Annotated in this window: 14 protein-coding genes; 8 read left to right on the forward strand and 6 right to left on the reverse strand. The window is 63.2% G+C overall.

Going from position 1 to position 15,574, the window contains the following annotated elements:
- Positions 1-2 precede the first annotated feature (2 nt).
- The gene (locus F4Y38_12050; GenBank protein ID MXY50013.1) at positions 3-461 is read left to right on the forward strand and encodes a thioredoxin-dependent thiol peroxidase; all 459 of its coding nucleotides are present in this window, start codon (positions 3-5) and stop codon (positions 459-461) included.
- 96 nt (positions 462-557) lie between these two features.
- On the opposite strand, the gene F4Y38_12055 is transcribed toward F4Y38_12050, so the two are convergent.
- Positions 558-1,424 (reverse strand): sugar phosphate isomerase/epimerase, encoded by an 867-nt coding sequence (locus F4Y38_12055; GenBank protein ID MXY50014.1) that lies wholly within the window; start codon positions 1,422-1,424, stop codon positions 558-560.
- A gap of 94 nt (positions 1,425-1,518) precedes the next feature.
- Between F4Y38_12055 and F4Y38_12060 the strand changes: the two genes are divergently transcribed.
- The 6 genes from F4Y38_12060 to F4Y38_12085 all read left to right on the forward strand — a co-directional run bounded on the left by F4Y38_12060 (position 1,519) and on the right by F4Y38_12085 (position 9,581).
- Entirely contained in the window at positions 1,519-2,121 is a 603-nt protein-coding gene (locus F4Y38_12060) for a biotin transporter BioY (protein ID MXY50015.1), read from the forward strand.
- Between the two features lie 124 nt (positions 2,122-2,245).
- Positions 2,246-4,036 carry a peptide ABC transporter substrate-binding protein gene (locus F4Y38_12065; protein MXY50016.1) on the forward strand — a complete coding sequence of 597 codons (1,791 nt, stop codon included), beginning with the start codon at positions 2,246-2,248 and terminating at the stop codon, positions 4,034-4,036.
- A 39-nt stretch (positions 4,037-4,075) separates the two neighbouring features.
- Positions 4,076-4,939: a phytanoyl-CoA dioxygenase gene (locus F4Y38_12070; GenBank protein ID MXY50017.1), complete on the forward strand. Its 864-nt coding sequence runs from the start codon at positions 4,076-4,078 to the stop codon at positions 4,937-4,939.
- A gap of 13 nt (positions 4,940-4,952) precedes the next feature.
- Positions 4,953-5,762, forward strand: coding sequence for a phytanoyl-CoA dioxygenase family protein (locus tag F4Y38_12075; protein MXY50018.1), 810 nt, complete (start codon positions 4,953-4,955; stop codon positions 5,760-5,762).
- Positions 5,763-5,867: 105 nt separating this feature from the next.
- Positions 5,868-8,528: a peptidase M14 gene (locus tag F4Y38_12080; GenBank protein ID MXY50019.1), complete on the forward strand. Its 2,661-nt coding sequence runs from the start codon at positions 5,868-5,870 to the stop codon at positions 8,526-8,528.
- A 45-nt stretch (positions 8,529-8,573) separates the two neighbouring features.
- Positions 8,574-9,581 (forward strand): Ldh family oxidoreductase, encoded by a 1,008-nt coding sequence (locus F4Y38_12085; GenBank protein MXY50020.1) that lies wholly within the window; start codon positions 8,574-8,576, stop codon positions 9,579-9,581.
- Positions 9,582-9,649: 68 nt separating this feature from the next.
- Here the strand turns inward: F4Y38_12085 and F4Y38_12090 are convergent, their stop codons facing one another.
- The 3 genes from F4Y38_12090 to F4Y38_12100 all read right to left on the reverse strand — a co-directional run bounded on the left by F4Y38_12090 (position 9,650) and on the right by F4Y38_12100 (position 11,645).
- Positions 9,650-10,066, reverse strand: a complete 417-nt coding sequence (locus tag F4Y38_12090) for a DUF4440 domain-containing protein (protein MXY50021.1) — start codon at positions 10,064-10,066, stop codon at positions 9,650-9,652.
- A gap of 14 nt (positions 10,067-10,080) precedes the next feature.
- Positions 10,081-10,608: a hypothetical protein gene (locus F4Y38_12095; GenBank protein ID MXY50022.1), complete on the reverse strand. Its 528-nt coding sequence runs from the start codon at positions 10,606-10,608 to the stop codon at positions 10,081-10,083.
- 221 nt (positions 10,609-10,829) lie between these two features.
- Positions 10,830-11,645, reverse strand: coding sequence for a twin-arginine translocation signal domain-containing protein (locus F4Y38_12100; GenBank protein MXY50023.1), 816 nt, complete (start codon positions 11,643-11,645; stop codon positions 10,830-10,832).
- Positions 11,646-11,887: 242 nt separating this feature from the next.
- On the opposite strand from F4Y38_12100, the gene F4Y38_12105 reads away from it, so the two are divergent.
- The gene (locus F4Y38_12105) at positions 11,888-13,450 is read left to right on the forward strand and encodes a DUF2088 domain-containing protein (GenBank protein ID MXY50024.1); all 1,563 of its coding nucleotides are present in this window, start codon (positions 11,888-11,890) and stop codon (positions 13,448-13,450) included.
- Here F4Y38_12105 and F4Y38_12110 read toward each other — a convergent pair.
- Complete coding sequence (locus F4Y38_12110) at positions 13,447-14,532, reverse strand: Gfo/Idh/MocA family oxidoreductase (protein ID MXY50025.1); 1,086 nt, start codon at positions 14,530-14,532, stop codon at positions 13,447-13,449. The two genes, F4Y38_12105 and F4Y38_12110, sit on opposite strands and share 4 nt — an antisense overlap.
- Positions 14,469-15,494, reverse strand: coding sequence for a zinc-binding dehydrogenase (locus F4Y38_12115; GenBank protein ID MXY50026.1), 1,026 nt, complete (start codon positions 15,492-15,494; stop codon positions 14,469-14,471). Before F4Y38_12115 ends, F4Y38_12110 begins: the two co-directional genes overlap by 64 nt.
- Positions 15,495-15,574: the final 80 nt, after the last annotated feature.

The following is a 15,574-nucleotide window of genomic DNA, read 5'->3' on the forward strand; positions in this document are numbered from 1 at the left end:
TTATGCTGCAGGCAGGCGATCCCGCACCCGACTTCACGATGGAGGCCGACAAGGGCGGCCCCGTTTCGCTCAAGGACCTGAAGGGCAAGACGGTGGTGTTGTATTTCTACCCGAAGGACGACACCCCCGGCTGCACCCGGGAGTCCTGCGCCTTCAGGGATCACTTCCCGTCGTTTCAGGGCCAGGATGTACTGATTTACGGCGTCAGTTGCGACGATATTCCTTCCCACGAGAAGTTCGCAGCGAAGTATGACCTGCCCTTCCCGTTGCTGAGCGACCCGGACACCTCCGTATCCACGGCGTACGGCGTGTACAAGGAGAAGACGAATTACGGCCGGAAGTACATGGGGATCGAGCGATCAACCTTCGTCATCGACGGGGACGGCCGGATTTCCAGGATCTTCCGTAACGTCAAGGTGGACGGCCACGTGGAGAAAGTGCTGAACGAAGTGTCCGGCTGAAGGGCCGTGACCCGGTGACCCGGTGCGGACGGGCGCGGCCAGCGCGGCCAGTGCGGCCGGGCGCGGCCGGAGGCGCCGCGACGTCTGCCGAGGGCGCTACACCAGGTACCGTCTCAGGTGCGCCCGCGCGCGGACGAAGCCTTCTTCTTCCAGCTCCCACGAACCATAATACCGGCCGTCCTCGTGCTCGATGCTCAGTATGCCGTCGTAGCCGAAATCCTCGAGCCGTTTCACGATGAGCGCCCAGTCCGCCAGGCCCTCGCCGGGGATGCAGTAACGCCAGTAGCCTTCGCCAAAGGCGACCGGGGAACCGAAGGAGGGCTTGATTCTGCCGTACAGGTAAAGGGCTTCCTCGTCAAATACGGTGTCCTTAGCGTGCACGTGGTGGGCGCGGTGGCCGAACTCCTTCAGGAATCGCATCGGATCGACGCCCAGCCGGATCAGATGTGAGGGATCGTAGTTGATGCCGAAGGCGGGTGACGGGCAGGCCTCGAACATGGCCCGTAGCATCTCGGGCGTGGCGCCGATCCGCTCGTGGTGGGTCGACCCCCCGGGCCAGCCTTCGAGGGCGATGGTCGCCCCGCGGGACTCGGCGAAGTCCACGATGTCGGGCATCGTGCGCTTCCACTGCCGGAAGGTCGCCTCGCGGCCCTGGGCGGGATCCTCGGGGGCCGGCGCGACGTAGAACAGGTTGGTTATGCCATGGTCGACCGCGCGCTGTATGGAATCCCTGGAGGCGTTCAGCGCCTGTGTCCGTTGACCGGCGTCGTCACTCAGCAGTTCCGTGCCAGCGACGAGGTCCACCTGGCCGATGGCCACGCCGTGCGCTTCGGCGGTCCGGATCATGTCACCGTCGATCCGGGACACGTCGATCGTATCGAACCCCTTTTCGGCCATCCACGCGCACACTTCTTCGAAGGGCACTGCGTTCAAACGGCCCGTAGTGCGGATCCCCACTCTCATCGCGATACTCCTTTGCCTTTAGAAAACGTCGTTGACACAACCGCCCGCCAATGTATATGAACCTGCGTGAGGTGGCAAGGCAAAGCAGCCCCCCTTGAGCATGCGGAAGGAACCCGGTTCGGCCGGAACGACAGGAAGGGACATTTTGTCCAGGAACGTGCGATTGGCCACGGCCTCCCTGATGGCGGCGCTGACGGCGGTGAGCGCCTATATCAACATACCGATCGGGCCCGTGCCCATCACGATGCAGACCTTCTTCGTCCTGCTTTCCGGCGCCGTGCTCGGAGGCCGCTGGGGCGCCGGCAGCCAGGCCGTCTACGTATGCCTCGGCCTGGCCGGAATCCCGGTTTTCGCCGGCGGCATGACCGGGCCGGCGGTCGTGCTCTCGCCCACCTTCGGCTACCTCGTCGGGTTCGTCCTCTGTGCCTTCCTGACCGGAAGTTACCTGGACCGTTTCACCCGGAGCAGCATCCCCCATCTTGTCGCCGGAATGCTGCTCGGCCATGTCGCCATCTTCGGATGCGGCCTTCTGTACCTCTACGCCTACTTCAACTTCTATGCGGGCGTGGAGTCCACCTGGCCCGCTACGCTGGCCGTCGGCCTGATCCCCTTCCTCCCCTTCGGACTGGTCAAGCTCGTCCTCGCGGTTTCCGTCGCCCGTACCCTGTCGAAGTATGTCCGGATCGAATGCCCGTGAGCCGACCGTCCGGGTGCGCACCTGTGTGTACGCGCCGGACACCGTAGCCTGCTGTTGACACGCCATCTTCCGTATTGTATAGTCTTTAGTCTGCTGGAATCCTGCGTTCCGCGCCGATTCCATCATGCACACGACAGCCACGGGAACAGGTATGAAGAAGGGGACACGATCGTTCCGGTCCGCAAGTGCGCGCGGCGCGGCCTTGTCCGCACGGGGACGTCTCGCCGCCGTAAGGGCCTTGTCCGCACGAGGACGTCTCGTCGCCGGCGCGGCTGTCCTTGTAGGGTTATTCTGCTGCTTCATGCCAGCCGCCGTTTTGACCGGCGCCGTCCCGCTGGTCAACTCCATCGGCAAGGAGATGCCGCCGGACGCGGCGCCGCTGGAACAGCAGGTGTTCCGCTACACGCTGGTCGAGCCGCTGACCTTCGATGTCAGTATCAACATTTACGAGGGCCAGGGGGCGCTGACCCTGTTCGAACGCCTGGTCATGCTCGACAAGAACCTGGAACTCGTCGGGGCGGCGGCTTCCTCGTGGGAGCAGTCGGCCGACGGGCTGCGCTGGACGTTCAAACTCCGTCCCGATGGTAGATGGAGCGACGGACGCGTTGTGACAGCCCACGACTTCGAATACACTTACAAGCGATTCCTCGATCCGGCCGTAGCGAGTCCCTACGCCTTCTTCTACTACGAAATAAAGGGCGCCCGTCCGTTCAACCAGGGCAGTGTGACCGACCCGGCGACCGTGGGCGTGCGGGCATTGGACGATTTCACGCTGGAGATCGAAACGGAGAAGCCCTGTCCCTATCTGCCCTTTATCGTTGCGTTCACCGGGTCGGGACCCGTGCCCCGTTGGCAGGTCGAAAAACACGGGGTACGATGGAGCGAGGCGGGGAACCTGGTAGCCAATGCGAGCTACACCCTCTCCGAATGGCAGAAGGGCAGGCAGGCCACGCTGACTCTCAATCCCTACTATACCGGTCCCCACAAAGGGTATCTCGAGAAGATCGTCCAGATCTTCACCACGGGACACCCGGGCACCCCACCGTACGAGAACGACGAGATCGACTATCTCAGGGTCCTGCTGACCGACCTGCCCTTCATCGAAAACCATCCGACCCTGAAATCCGAACTGTCGTACTACGCCTTTCCTGAGACCTGGTACCTCTTCTTCAAGACCCGCGAGCCGCCCTTCGACGATGTCCGCGTGAGGAGCGCGATCAGCCACGCCATCGACCGCGAGGTGTTGTGCAACGTCGTTCTGCGCAACACGGGCGTGCCCGCCTACTCCATGCTCCCACCCAAGTTTCCCGGAAGTGCGGACGCGTCGATACAGTCCGTCCAGGCCTACGATCCAGAACGTGCCAGGGACCTGATGGCCGAAGCGGGATTTCCGGGCGGCAAGGGGTTTCCAACGATCGATTTCTGGATCGGCAAGACCAATCCCCAGATCAGTTACACCGCCCAGGCCATACAGGCGATGCTGGCCAATACCCTGGGACTGAGACTCCGCATGCGGGGATCGGAAGACAAGGTATACAGGGACAATATGTACGAATGGAACATTCCCATGGGCCTGGGAGGATTCAATGCCGACTATCCCGATCCGAACAACCTGCTCGGTATGGTTTGGCGGTCGCAGCCGCGGGGATTCGGGAGGCAGGACTGGCGCAACGACGACTTCGACCGGCTGATCGACGCGGCGGCGCATGAAATGGATCACGACAATCGCATGGGCATGTACCGAGATGCGGAGCGTCTGCTCGTGGAAGACGTGGGCGGCGCGTTTCTGTATCACAATCTGACGGTGGATCTGCGGAAACCCTACCTGAAAGGGCTCGAAGTCAACAAGTTCGGGTACGCAATGTTTTCGTGGATCGGCGTCATGCACACCAGGATGTACATCGCCAGGCACTGAAGACGTCGGCACTCAAGGCGCCGGCACTGAGCAAGTTCGATCAGAAGGAGCGCGCGGAACTTGAACGGTGAAGAGGTTGTAACCGAAGACATCGTACGGCAGTTTCAGGAAGACGGCGCGGTATGCATACGGCAGGCCTTTGATTCGCACTGGGTGTCCATCGTGGAAGCCGGCGTGTCCCGTAACCTCGCCGAACCCAGCGATTACGCGGGCACCCTGAAGGCGGGCGAGGAAGACCGGGGCGGTTTCGTCGACGATTACTGCAACTGGCAGCGGATTCCCGAGTACCGCGACTTCGTGTTCCACTCGCCCGCGGGCGCCATGACGGCGCGGCTCATGGGATCGCGGAGTTCCGTTTTCTATCATGAACACCTCCTGGTCAAGTGGCCCGGCACGCTCAAACGGACGCCCTGGCACCACGACCAGCCCTATTACCCGGTAAACGGCCGCCAGAACGTATCCCTGTGGATGCCGCTGGACCCTGTTTCAAAAGCGTCCTGCGTACAGTTCGTCCGGGGTTCCCACGACTGGAACCGCTGGTTCGTACCCCGCAAGTTCGCCACGGAAAGCAATTACGCCATCGAGGACGCATCCGCCAAACCCATGCTCGAAGATCGGCCCTTCGAGGACGTGCCGCCCATCGACGAACACCCGGAAGACTACGAGATCCTGGCGTGGGACATGGAACCCGGCGACGTCATCGCATTCCACATGTGTACGCTGCACGGCGCGGCGGGCAACCAGTCCCTCACCGATGCGCGCCGGGTCCTGGCCACCCGCTGGCTCGGAGACGACGCCCGGTTCGCGATCCGGCCCTGGGAGATTTCCCCCATGGAAACCGGAGGGCTCGCCCCGGGAGACCCCATGGCCTGCGACCTGTTTCCCCGGGTCTGGTCCGCATGACGGAGCGCGTGCAATGAACCATCGAGTGTCGAGCGAACAGATTGCCTCCTACCGGGAAAACGGCTTTCTCATCCTGGAAGACTTCCTGAACGAATCAGAACTGGAGACCTGGCGGTCCGCGGTGGATGAGGCGGTCTCGCTACGGGACCGGAACAGGCTGCCCGAAGGGTCCTACCACCTGGCCAGAAAGGTAACGGCGGACGACGAATCCGTATTCCGGCAGCGGATCAACCTGTGGATGGATCACGAAGGCGTACGCGCGCTGATGCTGGACGGTCGGCTGGGTAAAATGGCGGCCGACCTGGAGGGGGTCGACGGGATCCGGATCTGGCACGACCAGGTCCTGACCAAGCTGCCCTGGGCCAATCCCACCACGTGGCACCAGGACAATACCAAGTGGTCCTTCGCGTCGGAGCACGCCATCACCATCTGGGTCGCCCTGGATGAAGTCACCGTTCAGAACGGCTGCATGTTCTTCATGCCCGGTTCACACAGGAAGCGGCGCGACGACTTCCCGGCGGCGGGGAAACAGGTGGGGGCCATGTTCGACGCCTATCCGGATCTCGGCCGGATGGACCCCGTGCCCGTCGTCATGCCGGCGGGCGGATGTTCCTTTCACAACGGGCTGATCGTGCACGCCGCCGCCGCGAACATGACGCCCCATCCGCGCCGCGCCTTCACCTGCGCCTACATGCCCGACCACAGTACGTTCAACGGCATCCCCAACGTGCTTCCGAACCGGATCCTGGATACGATCGAATTCGGCGACCCGCTGGATGACGATACACAGAACCCGCTCATTTACTCCAATGAAGTTTCCTGAATGAACCGCCCAGACTGTGTGTGAGGAGGAACATTTGTGTGAGGAGGTATATCGATGAACAGGCTCACCGTCCTGCCGCTTTTTTTCCTGGTTCTACTCGCCGGGATGATTCCCCGGGCAGCTGCAGCGCAGGACTTCGAATACTGGCCCGGTACCGAGTACGATCCCGCGGTGCCCACCGCTGAGGAGATCCTGGGCTACCGGATCGGGGACCGGATCACGCCCCACTCGGGCCTGATGAAGTACCTGGAAGCGCTTGAAACGGCCTTGCCCGGCCAGGTGCGCGTGCTCGAGTACGCCCGGTCGTGGGAAGGGCGAAAGCTGGTGTACGCTTTCGTGGGTTCGCCGGAACGGATCGGCGCGCTGGTGGAAGTCAGCGCGGGCATGAAACGGCTGGCCGACCCGAGAATAACGCCCCGTGCGAGTGCCGACAGCCTGATCGCTTCGCTGCCGGTGATCGTCAACCTGAGCTACGCCGTCCACGGCAACGAGATTTCCCCCGGGGATGCCGCGCTGCTCACGGCCTACCACCTGCTGGCGGCCCGCAACGACCCGGTCGTGGACCGTATCCTCGAGGAGACGATCGTGATGATCGACCCGGTCCAGAATCCGGACGGACGGGACCGGTTCGTCCATAATTACGAGATCGCCGAAGGCCTGGAACCGAACGCCAGTCCGCTTGCGGCCGAGCACAACGAACCCTGGCCCGGGGGGCGGACTAACCACTACTACTTCGACCTGAACCGCGACTGGATTTCGCTGAACCATCCCGAAACCCTGGGCCGGGTGAAGGTCCTGCAGGACTATTACCCGCCCGTATTCGTCGACCTGCACGAGATGGGTTCCAACTCGACCTACTACTTCGCGCCGGAGGCGATACCCTACAATCCGCACCTGGCCAGGGACCAGCGCGAGAATCTCCAGCTCTTCGGCAGGAACAACGCGAAGTGGTTCGATCACTACGGGTTCTCCTACTTTACCCGGGAGATCTTCGACGCCTTCTACCCGGGTTACGGCGCGAGCTGGCCGTCATACTACGGCAGCGTGGCCATGACTTACGAGCAGGCGTCGGCCCGGGGACTCGTCGTCCGGAGAAGCGATGCGTCGGTGATGCACTTCAGGGACACGGTCCGGCACCACTTCGTCGCGTCCATCGCCACCAGCGAGACGGCCGCGATCCACCGGGAGAAACTCCTGACGGACTTCTACGCCTACCAGCTGTCCGCGATCGAGGAAGGCCGCAGCGAAGACATCAGGTCCTACATCCTTCCGCGCAGTCCGGACGGCAACACCTCGGGCGTGGACAAGCTGGCGTGGCTGATGGCCTATCACGGCGCGGAGGTGCAGCAGGCCGGGTCGGACTTCCGGTCCGGCGGCGAGACCTATCCCGCGGACAGTTACGTCATTTCCCTCGCCCAGCCGGCCAAGCGCCTGATCCGTACGCTCCTGGACAGGCACGTTCCCATGGCTGACGACTTCATCGAGGAACAGGAGCGCCGGCGGAGCAAGGGCATGGGCGACCAGATCTACGACGTGACCGCATGGTCGTTCCCGCTGATGTACAACGTGGAGGCCGTGGCCGTGGATCGGACGGTCGAAGGCGACCTCGCCCTGGTCGATCCCGCCATGATCCCTCCGGGTTCGATCGAGGGAGGCCGGGCGGAAGTCGCCTACCTGGTTCCCTGGGGCACCCAGGCCGCCGGCCGCCTGCTGGCCGCGTCGCACCGGGCCGGGCTCCGGATATTCAGCACCGACCTGGCCTTCGTGCAGGGAGACCGGCGCTATCCGTCCGGCACGTTGATCTTCAAGGTCAAGGACAACCCGGATCACCTGCACGAGACACTGTCGCGCATCGCCGCTTCGTCGGGGGCGGAGGTCATCGCGACGGACACCGGCTGGGTCGATGAAGGACCCAACTTCGGCAGCAACAACGTGGTCTTCATGCGCAAGCCGCGTATCGCCCTTGCGTGGGACCGGCCCACCCGCGCGTACAACGCGGGCGCCACCCGTTTCGTCGTCGAACGCCAGATCGGGTACCCGGTAACGGCCATCCGGACGCGCCAGCTCGCCACGGCCGACCTGAGAGACTTCGACGTGCTGCTGCTGCCGGATCCCGGATTCGGCGGCACCTACGGCACTGTGCTCGGCGAACGGGGAGCCCGTCGTATCAGGGAATGGGTGCGCGCCGGCGGCACGGTGGTCGGACTGGGGGCCGGCGCCACGGCTTACCTGGCGTCGGAATCGGCCGGCCTGCTCTCGACGACCAGGGAGGACGAAGCCGAAGAAGACGGCGACGGCGGCGATGGCGATTCCGGTGACGGAAGTGCTTCCGGACGCATTTTCGAGACGGAAGACGAATACCTTCGGTCATTGAATCCCGATGATTCCGTACCGCCGTCCACGCAGGGCGTGCTCCTCAAGGCCGGGCTCGATCCGGACCACTGGCTGGCCGCCGGCAGGGACCGCACCGTGAACGCCCTGGTCAGCGGCAGCTCGATCTTTACGCCGCTCAAGATCGACGCGGGCAATAACGTGGCCGTCTACCTGGGTCCCGACGAAGTCCTCGCCAGCGGTTTCGCCTGGGAAGGGAGTACGGCTCAGTTGGCCTACAAGCCCCTGCTCATGGAAGAGCGGCACGGACGCGGCCTGGCCATCGGATTCACGGCAGACCCGAACTTCAGGGCCTACATGGACGGTCTGAACATCCTGTTTATGAATGCGATATTCCGCGGTCCGGCCCACGCGGGGGCGGCCGTGACGGAGTAGCACAAAAGGGACGAACGCGGCTGCAACAGAAAGGCGGTACGAAGCATGACCCCCATTCCCATGCGCAATACCCCGCCGGACCATGGCATAAGGATACCGTACAAAACCCATGCGGCATTCATCGTGGAGCTTTTCGTTTCGGCCGGCATGGGCGTCGATGAAGCGGGCCTGATGGCCAGGATACTCGCCACGGCCGACAAGCGCTGCGTGTACAGTCACGGCACGCAGCAGGCGCTCGGGTACCTGCCGAAGCTCCGCGACGGCGACGTGAACCCCCGTCCCGACGTGACGACGGTACGCGAATCGGAGACGGTACTGGTACTCGACGGGGACGGGGGCATGGGGTACGGCCCGTCCCACCGGGGCATGGAGACCGCCATCGAAAAGGCGCTGGCCCATGGCCTCGGTGCGGCAACCACGCGCAACCACTACCACTTCGGCGCGGCCGGAAACTACTCGCGCATGGCACTCGAGCACGGGTGCGTGGGATGGGCGCTGTCCACCCACCGCGTCGCCCTCGACCCCGATAACGTGATCATGTCCGCAAGCGGCGGATCGCCCATGAGCCTGGCCTTCCCCACGCGGAACCAGCCTCCCCTGGTGCTCGACATGGCCGCGGTATTCATGAGGTACAAAGACGAACTTTTCCAGGAACACTTTGCGCTGTTCGCCAAGAGCCTGGGCCTCGCGGTCGCCCTGCAGACCCTCGGCGGCATACTGGCCGGCATCTGGAAGCCCGAATTCCAACCGCCCCGTTCAAAATGGGAATCCAACCAGGGCGCCTTCCTGCTGGCCATGAAGATCGATCACTTCATGGATCTGGACGAGTTCGAGCAGACCTTGGACGACTTCGTTTCGAAGGCGAGGAAAATGAGACCCTTCCCAGGCATGCCCCACGCGGAACTGCCCGGCGGCATGGAGTGGCGGTGGGAAAGGGAGAACGAGGCGAAGGGCGTGCCGCTGAGTGACGATCACCGCAAGAAACTGGAAGATATCGCACGCGAATTCGACGTAGACCCACCCTACGGGGCGTTCGAATCCACGCGGTTCTGAATCGAATTCACGCGATTTTAACAGTGAACTCGAAACGTCGCTTTCCGGTGACGGATATTCAAGGAAAGTCAGGCAGGCCGGCGGTCGAACCAGGTTTCGTGCACACGTAGCCATTCCAGGCCGTTCGGCTTCTCATCATTGCGGCGGAAGACCGCGGTGCTGTGCCTCGAAGTCGTCTCCCCGCCCTCCGTCTGCCATTCCTCGTATTCCGCGACGACGAGCGCCCGGTCTTCCTCCAGCACCCGAACGTTTTCAATCCAGATCCGGATGCCCGGCCGGCCGGTGTGGGCGTCATAGAGGCCTTTCAAAAGCGGTCCGCGTTCCACTTTACTGCCCTGCGGCATGACGATTACGAAGGCCTCGCCGAGGGCCGTATCGATTCGGCCGAAGACCTCCGCGGTCCTGGGGACGCGGCCGTTGAACCAGTCTTCGAAACACCGGTGCAACACGTCGATTTCGTTTCTGCACGCTTCTTGAATCTGCATGGATGATCCCGGAATCACCGGCCTACCTTGAATCCGACCATGGCGTAGACCGCCGCCGTACTCACGCCTTTCTCCAGGTTGATGTACCTGCCCTCAATCCCCACGAAGGCGGGGCCGAGGGACGCCCCGATCAAAACACCCGGTTGCGCGTAGTAGGTATTCGTCGTCGTGGTGGTGGCCGTCCGCGTATCATCATTTCGGGTCACCGTCTGCTCCGAGTCCTGTGCCCTTCCCACGCCGATCATCGCGCGCACCAGAATGGGAGACGAGACCAGCGTCACGCCCGCGTCCACTCCGTACAACAGCAGGGATTTCTCACCATCGTCCTCCGTTTTCGCCACATGATAGGTCGCCCGCGCCCCGACGTGAACGGTCCGGATGCCCGTCGGCAGGTTGACGACCAGGCTGCCGCCCCCACCCCGCTCGTATTCCTCGACGGCCTGACCGCCGTGAAAGGCGATTTCCGCACCCTGGCCATGGACGGAACCTGTAACCGCGGCAAAGACGACAACACACAGAATCAAGCCGATACTTCGAGACATCCTAAAGTCCGTTTACTCCGGTGAAGGTTCCCCGCCGCCATGCCTGAGGACCCGCCGGGCTGTTGCGAATCAATCTGAACGAACGAGCCGAACAACGACCAGCAATATAACCCGGAATTGCCCAGCAAGTCCACCGGGATGTGACGGTCGGGTCGTATGCCGTGGCCGGCGCTCAGTTTGCCGTGACCGGGGACATGCATTCCGGATGGTCGGCCTATCGCCTAGAACTCGTATGCCGTCTCCAGCGACAGACCTTCTTCGATAGCCCGGCGCGAACGGGTTTCCTTCTCCTCGAGCTCGCCTATCTTCTGAACCACTTCCGTCATCGCTTCAGCCGGAAAGGCCATTACGCCGTTCACGTCGGCGGCGACCACGTCACCGGGCGAGATTTTGATCCCGCCGCAGGTCACGGGCACGTTGGAGGCCACGGGACGAATGACCGAACCGGGGCCGTAAAGACAGGTGCCCGCCGCGTAGACGGGCAATCCGACTTCCTCCATCCCTTCGATGTCCCGGCAGCCGCCGTCGGTTACCAGCCCGGACAGGCCCTGCTGCATGCAGGAGAGCACGATCACGTCGCCGAACATGCTGAGGATTTCCGTGGTGCCGCTGGCTGTGACCCAGATCGACCCGGGCCCTGCCTCATCGACCGGCCGGAATACATGGGCCCGGATATCGTCCCATGTCGTCGGTATGTCGCTTTCTTCGTATTTCGTCGTCACCGCAGGACCGGCGATGGTGCCCCTGGCCGGAAACATCGGACGCACGGCGCGGGACATGGCCAGACGGGCGCGATCGAAACCTAGCCGGGTCAGCGCGTCCATGATGAGGGGCGTGGGTGTGTTCCGGAGGGACTGGTAGGGGTTTTCGTCGCTGACCGGACCGCGGTTCCCCTGGTCAGCCTGGCCAGCCTTGGTGGCATGGGCGTCCTGGGCGTCGTGGGCGCTATGCAAACCTGCGAGGCCTCCCACGGCCGTCGCGGCCATTCCGGTTTTCATGAACCCCCTGCGGGACAGGCTGCGGTCGAATATCGTCATTTTGTACTCCCAAGCGTTGAGGATGTGGGCCGAAAACCGGTACTGGTCACGGCGTATGCGTTCGCATCGAACGCGCGATTAATCGGTTGATACCACGAATATCCGCGTCTATAATGAATGAACCCGGCTATAAATGAACCCGACCGTAGACCCAACTGCTATCAGGCCGGGAGGAAGGCCGCAGTACTGTCCTTTCTGATCCCCTGCGGACTACAGGATGTTCCCGAAACGCGGAGTGCGCGATGAAATACCTTACCTATTCCGGAAACAACATCATACACGCCGAACTGCCTGACGAGGGGTCGGTTTTCTTTCCGCCGCCGCCGCTGCCGGGCATTCCGAACAAAGACATTCCGGACCGGGTCAGGGCGGCCTTCGAATCCCCCCTGGACATGCCGCCCCTCGAAGAACTCGTCGACGCGAACAGCCGGATCCTGATCGCCTTCGACGACAACTGCCAGCCCTTTCCGGCTACCGCGCCGCCCGACATCCGCCAGCTCGCCATCGAGACCCTGCTGGAAATGCTCTACGGCTACGGGGTAAAGCAGGAGAATGTCGAGCTCATGTGCGCGGTCGCGCTGCACCGCAAGATGAAAACCCACGAAATGGCCGCCATGCTGGGCAAGCGGATCATGAAGGCCTTCCACCCCAGCCAACTGGTCAATTTCGACGCCGAAGACCCGGACGACATCGTCGTGCTGGGCACCACCGACCACGACGAGCCGGTGGAGACCAGCCGAAAGGTCATCGAGAGCGACCTGGTAATCTACGTGGACTCCATCCAGATCCCCTTGAACGGCGGACACAAGTCCGTGGCCGTCGGACTGGGCACTTACAACAGCATCGCGCCGCACCACGCGCCGCAGATGACCGCGGAGAAGCCTCACGTCATGCAGCCCGAAGGATCCGAAATGCACGGTTCCATCGAGCGCATCAGCCGCGTCATCCTGAAGCACACCCGCATCATGGTCCTCGAGGCGGCCATGAACAACGCGTCCTATCCCCCCATGATGCGCTACTTAAGCAAACCGTCGGAGCGATGCAACCTGTTCGAGAAGATCCTGAAGGCCACGACGCCCGCGTCCATGAGCATGCTTCCCGAATCGGTGCGCTTCCGGGTTTTCAAGGGCATCCAGAGCGCTTACCTGCCCGTTGAAATCAACGCGGGTTCCATAGACGCCGTGCACGAACCGACCCTGCAGACCCTGAAGGACCAGCTGCTGGTGACCACCGACCATCAGCACGATACGCTGGTCTTCGGCCTGCCCGACCTGAGTCCCTATTCCGTCGGCACGCGGATCAACCCGGTGCTGGTACTGAGCGACGTGCTCGGCTACGTCTTCAACTGGTTCTACAACAAGCCCTTCGTCAAGCCGGGCGGCGTGGTCATCATCCTGAACCCGGTCTTCGAATTCTTTCATCCCGAGTACCACGTCGCCTACGAGAAGTTCTGGAACGAAGTGCTGCCCGAGACCCAGGACCCCTTCGAGATGCAGTCGGGGTTCCAGGAGCAGTTCGCCCGGGATCCGCACCTGGTCGACTGCTACCGGAACCGCTTCGGCCACCACGGGTTCCACCCCTTCACGGTGTGGTACTGGGCGACCTATCCGCTGAATTACCTGTCCCGGGTAATCCTGGCCGGACCGAAGACCGATTTCGCGGCCAAGAGGCTGGGGGTTTCCTGGGCGCCCGACCTGGAACACGCCCTGGGACAGGCCCGCGAAGTCACCGGCGGAAACGACGTGGTGGCCCTGACCATTCCGCCCTTCATGTACATGCAGGTGAACGACGGAACGACCGGCTAGCCCAACGTGGCGCGCAGTTTTCCCACCAGGTCCGGCGACGGCGTAAAGGGCAGCGAAACGACCGCCCGGTTCAGCGCGCTTTCGTATATCCCCAGTATCACGCTGAAGTCGCTCAGCGCCGAGTCGATGTTCAGCGGGTGAACGGCCGCGTCGTCTTCGAGCCAGTCGATCATGGCCTCGGTCATGGCCGCCTGGCCCAGGATGTCTTCCTCGGCATAGACGTGTTCCCCGCGCTCGTAGACGTCGTCGATCCTGGACTCCCAGCCGTGCATGGTCCAGTGCGCGAAGCCCCGGTCCCCGTACACGGCGATCCGCTTGTGGACGTTAGTGGAACCGCCCGGGATGACGCGGGGGGCGACGGCGCCGCAGCGCAGCAAAGCGCTCACGCCGTTGTCGAAGTCGATGATCCCGGTGCATTCGTCCGGCGCGTAGTGGTGCCTGGGGGTTTCGGCAAGCCCGTCCGCGCCCGAGGCCTGCCCGAAGACGGCGATCGGCGCCGCACCGGGATTGAAAGCGCTGATGGCCTGCATCGCGTGCGTCCCCTGGTAGGCCGGGTTCATGCCCGCACTGGCCTCGATAAAGCGCAGGTTCCCGATCGCGCCATCGTGCACCTGCCGTTGCAACCGGCCGCGATGCGGGTGGAAGTGCAACTGGTGGTTGACGGCGATCTTGACCCGGGCCGACCGCGCAAATGCCTGTATAGTCAGGAAGTCCTCTCCCTGTATGGCCAGGGGCTTTTCGACCAGCACGGCCGGGACACCCGCCGACTCCGCCGATTCGAAGATCTCCAGGCGTACCGAGGGCGGCGTATTCACGTGGACCAGGTCGGGTTTCTCCCGTTCGAACATCTCGCGGTAGTCCGTGTACCTTGCGGGCACGCCGAATTCGGCTGCGAAGGCGTCAAGCCTGTCCCGCCGGCGGGTCGAAACGGCGGCCAGCCGGCCCCGGGTTACGTGTCCGTAGGCTTCGGCCAGCCCACGGGCCCGCCCGCCGCCGACGCCGATGATAACGCATTTGATCATGTTGATGCCCAGGGCTGGATGACAACCTTCGCGCATGCGCCCGATACCTGCGTTTCCCATGCGCGCTGGATTTCATCTATGGGATAGAGGTGGGTGATGAAGCGGTCAAGTTTCTCCCGGTTTTTAGCGATGACGCCCATGATGTCGAGGGCGCCCTTCATGTTGTAATGCCAGGATCCCTTCAGATCGATGCCCTTGCGCAACATGTCGGGACTCACGACCAGCCGCGTGTCCGCCCCACTCTCGCCGACGAAGGCGAGGCTACCTCTCCGGCGGAGCGCGTCGATACAGAGCCTGTGGGCCGCCGGCGACCCCGAGCAGTCCACGGCCCGGTCCACGCCGATCCCGCCGGTCAGCTCGCGTATCCGTTCCAGCGCGTCCTCATCCCCCGGATCGATGACGTGAGCCGCGCCCAGTTCCATGGCCTTCGCCTTTCGGTAGGGATGGGACTCCACGGCGATGACTTCGGCGCCGAGATGAGACGCGCCGATCACCCCGCCGAGGCCCACCGGGCCCATGCCGGTAATCAGCACGGTGTCGCCGCCCCGGACCCGAAGTCGGTCGAAGGCGCCGTAGGTCGGCCCCAGTCCGCAGCAGGCCATGGCCCCGTGCTCATAGGTCATGTCATCGGGAATCGGCGTCAACAGCCAGTCCGGTTTGAGCATGTACTGCGCGACGGTCGCCCTGCCTTCGGCTGATCCGGTGAATGCCACGAAGTCCACGTTGTTTTCGCAGTGGATGTAGTCCCCGGACCGGCACAAGGCGCAACCGCCGCAGGGATACCCGGGCATGACAACTACCCGGTCTCCTTCCTCGACCCGGCAGGGCTGCGCAACCTCGACCACTTCGCCGGACGCTTCGTGGCCCAGGTAGTCTTCCTTGCGGCCTGCCGCGAATCCCTTGTATTCGTTGCAGAGCGGAGCCGCGTGGATCTTGATCAGTGCCCAGTTTTCCCGTGGCTTCGGAACGTCGGCCTCCACGACGCCGCCCTGGTTTCGACCGAGTATCACTGCCCGCTTCATAGAGGGATTCCTGTAGGAAATTCCTGAGGCCACGATCTTTAGTGAGGCTGAAGAAAGGCTATGCGCCGGGCATGCATATT

The organism is Gemmatimonadota bacterium, from assembly GCA_009838645.1.
In the GTDB taxonomy this organism is placed as follows: Bacteria; JAAXHH01; JAAXHH01; order JAAXHH01; family JAAXHH01; genus JAAXHH01.

Bases quoted from the DNA above. Each gene is read 5' to 3' on its own strand.
- F4Y38_12110 (MXY50025.1), bottom strand. From the start codon at position 14,532: ATGGGAAACGCAGGTATCGGGCGCATGCGCGAAGGTTGTCATCCAGCC.
- F4Y38_12090 (MXY50021.1), bottom strand. From the start codon at position 10,066: ATGCAGATTCAAGAAGCGTGCAGAAACGAAATCGACGTGTTGCACCGG.
- F4Y38_12115 (MXY50026.1), bottom strand. From the start codon at position 15,494: ATGAAGCGGGCAGTGATACTCGGTCGAAACCAGGGCGGCGTCGTGGAG.
- F4Y38_12055 (MXY50014.1), bottom strand. From the start codon at position 1,424: ATGAGAGTGGGGATCCGCACTACGGGCCGTTTGAACGCAGTGCCCTTC.
- F4Y38_12080 (MXY50019.1), top strand. From the start codon at position 5,868: ATGATTCCCCGGGCAGCTGCAGCGCAGGACTTCGAATACTGGCCCGGT.
- F4Y38_12095 (MXY50022.1), bottom strand. From the start codon at position 10,608: ATGTCTCGAAGTATCGGCTTGATTCTGTGTGTTGTCGTCTTTGCCGCG.
- F4Y38_12105 (MXY50024.1), top strand. From the start codon at position 11,888: ATGAAATACCTTACCTATTCCGGAAACAACATCATACACGCCGAACTG.
- F4Y38_12075 (MXY50018.1), top strand. From the start codon at position 4,953: ATGAACCATCGAGTGTCGAGCGAACAGATTGCCTCCTACCGGGAAAAC.
- F4Y38_12065 (MXY50016.1), top strand. From the start codon at position 2,246: ATGCACACGACAGCCACGGGAACAGGTATGAAGAAGGGGACACGATCG.
- F4Y38_12100 (MXY50023.1), bottom strand. From the start codon at position 11,645: ATGACGATATTCGACCGCAGCCTGTCCCGCAGGGGGTTCATGAAAACC.
- F4Y38_12085 (MXY50020.1), top strand. From the start codon at position 8,574: ATGACCCCCATTCCCATGCGCAATACCCCGCCGGACCATGGCATAAGG.
- F4Y38_12050 (MXY50013.1), top strand. From the start codon at position 3: ATGCTGCAGGCAGGCGATCCCGCACCCGACTTCACGATGGAGGCCGAC.